The organism is Phormidium sp. CCY1219 (genome assembly GCF_055795085.1).
In genome coordinates, this window is sequence record NZ_JAYFEQ010000316.1 from 1 (window position 1) to 203 (window position 203).

At 48.3% G+C, this 203-nt stretch carries 1 protein-coding gene; it reads right to left on the minus strand.

Translation table 11 applies throughout. From position 1 onward, the window contains the following. Positions 1 to 203 (minus strand): RRXRR domain-containing protein (locus AC0QH1_RS05295; RefSeq protein ID WP_324629872.1); only part of this gene is annotated, 203 nt, incomplete at both ends.

Genomic DNA, 203 nt, shown 5'->3' on the forward strand with positions numbered 1-203 from the left:
GAAGACTAGGCGCAAGCCAACCTTGTGGACGCTTGCGATTGTTGAAACGCGGCATGCGGTAGCGGGTATGTCTATTTTTTTTCCCCCTTCGTAAGCAACGGCGAGATTCTAAGGACCGCCGAATTGAGAAGCCGCGATGATTGAGTTCGGCTGCCCAAATTACTGTGTTTTCTTTGAGAATTGCTACTCCTGTTGTTTTACTT